5 protein-coding genes are annotated in these 3,548 nt (G+C 63.6%); all 5 read right to left on the bottom strand.

Annotated elements, in window-relative coordinates; all coding sequences use genetic code 11:
• Positions 1–384, bottom strand: a 384-nt coding sequence (locus VGG53_RS04705; RefSeq protein ID WP_331516832.1) for an acyl-CoA dehydrogenase family protein, incomplete at its 3' end; no start/stop codon positions are given.
• Positions 381–809: a nuclear transport factor 2 family protein gene (locus VGG53_RS04700; protein ID WP_331516831.1), complete on the bottom strand. Its 429-nt coding sequence runs from the start codon at positions 807–809 to the stop codon at positions 381–383. The genes VGG53_RS04700 and VGG53_RS04705, both read right to left, overlap by 4 nt.
• The gene (locus VGG53_RS04695; RefSeq protein WP_331516830.1) at positions 793–2,007 is read right to left on the bottom strand and encodes an amidohydrolase family protein; all 1,215 of its coding nucleotides are present in this window, start codon (positions 2,005–2,007) and stop codon (positions 793–795) included. Before VGG53_RS04695 ends, VGG53_RS04700 begins: the two co-directional genes overlap by 17 nt.
• 3 nt (positions 2,008–2,010) lie before the next feature.
• A complete protein-coding gene (locus VGG53_RS04690) occupies positions 2,011–2,346 on the bottom strand; it encodes a hypothetical protein (protein ID WP_331516829.1) in 336 nt (111 codons plus the stop codon).
• Positions 2,330–3,548: aromatic ring-hydroxylating dioxygenase subunit alpha (locus tag VGG53_RS04685; RefSeq protein WP_331516828.1), on the bottom strand; the 1,219-nt coding region annotated here is incomplete at its 5' end. The genes VGG53_RS04690 and VGG53_RS04685, both read right to left, overlap by 17 nt.

Here is a 3,548-nt window from a genome sequence, read left to right as displayed (position 1 = left end):
GTCGCTTCCGGACCCCGGCTCGGAAAAGCCCTGGCACCAGTGTTCTTGACCGCTGAGCAGCCGCGGCACCATCTCGGCAGCGAGTTCGCCTGGCGCATAGTCGATCATGGTGGGCGCGAGAACTTCCACCATCGAGTAGGGGCCCGGCTCGGCGATTCGGCGGCCGACCACCTCTTCGCCGACGATCGCGCGAAGCATTGCCGGCCCGCCCAATCCACCGACCTTCTCGGGCCAGCCGTATCGCATCCACCCGGCGTCGTACAGCGCGGCATGGACTCGGGCCAGCTGCTTGATGTGGCCTTCCAGCGAGTGATCGGGCCCGGGCGTCAGATCGTGCTCATCGAGCCAGGCTCGCAGATCCGCACGGAACTGTTCGACCTTCATGCAGGATTTGCGCTAGGACGCCCGATCGCGTGCGGCCGGCCCGAGTCGTGCGTGCCGTTACGCCGAATGAACGTCATGGCACGGGTTTTCAGTCGCCACCCGTCGTCCGTCCGCACGTACGTGTCCCTGTAATAGCCGATCCGCATGTCGTGGGTGGCATTATCGATGAAGCACAGCGGCTGCGTTCCGGTCGCCGCGTCGCCATCCAGATCGATCACCGGGGTCGCGGTCATGAACAAGCCCTTAGGGGCGGCGTCCACCAAAACCGGAAAACGGTCCAGGGAATATGTTTCGCCGAACGCGCTGTAGGTACCGTCCGGGGTGAACACCGCGACCAAGCCGTCGATGTCTTCCTGCGTGATGGTCACCGCGTAGCGAGCCAGCAATTGCTGGATCTCGACGAGATCTTCAATTCGGTTGGACATACACCTTTCCGCCTTTCATCACGAAGTCCACCTTCTGGGTTACGCCGATGTCGGACAACGGATCTCCCGGGACAGCGATGATGTCGGCAAGCTGACCCTCGGCCAGCCGGCCGCGGTCGGTGACATTGATCAGCTCCGCGGCGGTCACCGTGGCCGCACGCAACACCGCCAGTGGCGGCAGGCCCCAGTCGACCAGGGTGACAAGCTCATCGGCGTTCTTGCCATGCGGAATGGCCGGGGCATCGGTGCCCACCGCGATCTTCACGCCGGCTTCGTAGGCAGCCAGGATCGAGGTCCGCGACTTCGGAAACATCTCGGCGGCTTTGGCCTGCAGCTCAGGTGGGGCGTGCGAGACATCCATCCCCTCGGCCAGCCGCCGGGTCGACACCAGAAACGTGCCCCGCTCGACCATCAGCGCGATCGCTTCGTCGTCGACCAGGAAGCCGTGCTCGATGCAGTCGATACCCGCTTCGACCGCGTGTTTCACCGCGTCGGCGCCATGCGTGTGCGCGGCAACCCGCAACCCGCGGCGATGCGCCTCGTCGACGATCGCGCGCAGCTCCTCGTCCGAATAATGTTGTGCCCCCGGCGGTCCGGTCAACGACATCACGCCGCCCGAGCAGCAGACTTTGATCAGCTCGGCACCGTGCTTGATCTGGTAGCGCACCGCTTTGCGGATCTCGTCGACCCCGTTGGCGATACCCTCCTCGACCGTCAACTCCAACACGTGTGGCGCGAACGCCGCGAACATCGTCGGGTCCAGATGCCCACCCGTCGGGGTGATCGCATGCCCGGCCGGAACCACCCGTGGGCCGTCGATCCAGCCCGCATCGATGGCCTTGCCGAGCGCGACGTCGAGCAGATAGCCACCGGTCTTGACGAACAGCCCGAGGTTGCGCACTGTGGTGAATCCGGCCCGCAGCGTCCGGCGGGCGTTTCCGACGGCACGCAGCATTCGGGTCGGCGGATCGTCCTGCACCTGCGACAGCCCGGGTTTCTCCCCGCGCCCGCCCATCAGCAGGTTGACTTCCATATCCATCAGCCCGGGCAGCAGGACCGAGTCGCCGAGGTCGATCACGTCACCGTCGGGTTTACCGCCGACGCCGACGATCCGGCCCTCGTCGACGCGCAGGATGCCGGGCGAGACGATCTCGCCGGCGTCGACGTCGAGTAGTCCGGCGGCCTTGAGCGTGAGCACCGTCTAGATCACCGGCTCCCGGATCAGTTCCACCCAGGCGGCTCCGCTGTCGGGGACGCGGGGCTGCTTCCAGGCTTCGATCGGGAACGACACCATGACCAGAGACTGCATCAGATGCATCAGGGTTCGTGCGTCTTCGGGCAAGTCGTCGAGCGGGAATTTGTCGCAGTATTCGATGACATCGTTCAGCCGAGGGAATGCCACGTCGTAGAACGCCTGCATCTCGGGCATCGACGAGGCCAGCCGTTTGGCGTAACGCTCGGGTTCGGTGGCCAGATCCCAGGCGAGATATGGCTCGAGGTAAGAGAATTCAGCGGGCAGCTTACTTGGCGTGGCCATTGCCGACAACCTCCTCCTGGTAGCCAGTCACGTAATCGCTGGTCACTTTGTGCAGGTGGCGCAGCATGATCTCCTGATCGCACAGCAGGAAATCGTTGACCACCTTGGTGCCGATCATGGTCTGCGTCGCTTCCAGGGTGTTGGCGTCCTGCAGCGCGTACTCCTTGAACGTCACCGCCGCCAACTCCTGGGCCAGCCGTTCGCGCGCGTTGCGCGGCGGAACGAAATACAGCGTGCATTCGAAGATGTGCTTGTCGACGGCGGTCGGCCAGTAGTGGTAGGTCAAGAACCAGCCGGGCTCCCAGATCAGCAGCATGAAGTTCGGATAGAAGTGCCACTCGTCAATGCCCCATTGCGGCACCTTCTTGGGGTTGATGCCCGAGGGCAATTCACCGAACTTCTCGACGACCTCCGGCTTGTCCCACGGACCGAAGAGCCCGCTGCGCAGCACTTGGTCCATCGGCTTGACCATGCTCATGTCCGCGGGCGGCGCCTGACCGCCCCAGGTCGAGATCATCGCGTGCGGGCTGGCCATCTCGTAGTACAGCGCCTCGAAGCCGTATTTCTGGATCTTGGCGGCCTCCTCCTTGGTGTACTGGCCTTGATGCAGTACCGGCGCGTGATAGAACTCGGCGAACGCGTCCATGAAGAGCTTCCAGTTGCTGCCGACCTCGGCCCGGTACGAATAGGTCTCGGTCATCTCGCCGAACGGGTAACCCTCGATGCCCTTGGCCAGCGGTCCGAGATAGTCGACCAGCGGCTTGGCCTGGTTGTCGAAGTTGATGAAGATGAAGCCTTCCCACAACTCACACCGAACCGGTACCAACCCGTAGTCACTCTTGTCGACGTCGAAGAACTCGTCCTCCTGCTGGATGAAGGTCAGATCACCGTCGAGGCTGTAGCGCCAGGCGTGGTACTTGCAGGTGAACTGACGGCAGGTACCCGAGGTCTCTTCGTGCGGAAAGTCGTTCCACACCAGCTTGTTTCCGCGGTGGCGACAGACGTTGTGATACGCCTTGACGGACCCGTCCTTGGTCTTGACGATGATGACGGACATGCCTTTGCCGGCCGACGGCAACTCCTTGGTGAAGTAGCTGCCGGTGCGCGGTAGGCGCCCGACGCGGCCGACGTTGAGCCAGGTCCGCTTGAAGATCGCATCGCGCTCGGCTTCGAAGAACGCCGGATCGATCGAGTCGGTGTAA

The sequence above is a fragment of the Mycobacterium sp. genome, from assembly GCF_036490025.1.
Classification (GTDB): Bacteria; Actinomycetota; Actinomycetes; order Mycobacteriales; family Mycobacteriaceae; genus Mycobacterium.
This window is presented reverse-complemented; position numbering and strand designations above follow the sequence as displayed.